The organism is Thauera phenylacetica B4P (assembly GCF_000310225.1).
Classification (GTDB): Bacteria; Pseudomonadota; Gammaproteobacteria; order Burkholderiales; family Rhodocyclaceae; genus Thauera; species Thauera phenylacetica.
The window spans coordinates 1-223 of record NZ_AMXF01000664.1; the positions used below are offsets into that span (position 1 = coordinate 1).

General features: G+C 56.5%; 1 pseudogene. It reads left to right on the top strand.

The features are described from left to right. Positions 1-222, top strand: a pseudogene (locus C667_RS24190) (IS630 family transposase); the annotation flags it as partial. Position 223 lies beyond the last annotated feature (1 nt).

Here is a 223-nt window from a genome sequence, read left to right on the forward strand (position 1 = left end):
GCGTCCTGGCTCAATCAGGTGGAGCGCTGGTTCGCCACGCTCACCGAGAAATACATCAGGCGCGGCACACACCGCTCCACGCGCCAACTCGAGCAGGCCATCAAGCAATACCTGCAACTCAACAACGCAAACCCCAAGCCCTTTCAATGGGCCAAGACCGCTGACGACATCCTTGCCAGCGTCGAAAGATTTTGTTTGCGAACTTCTAACTCAGGACACTAGC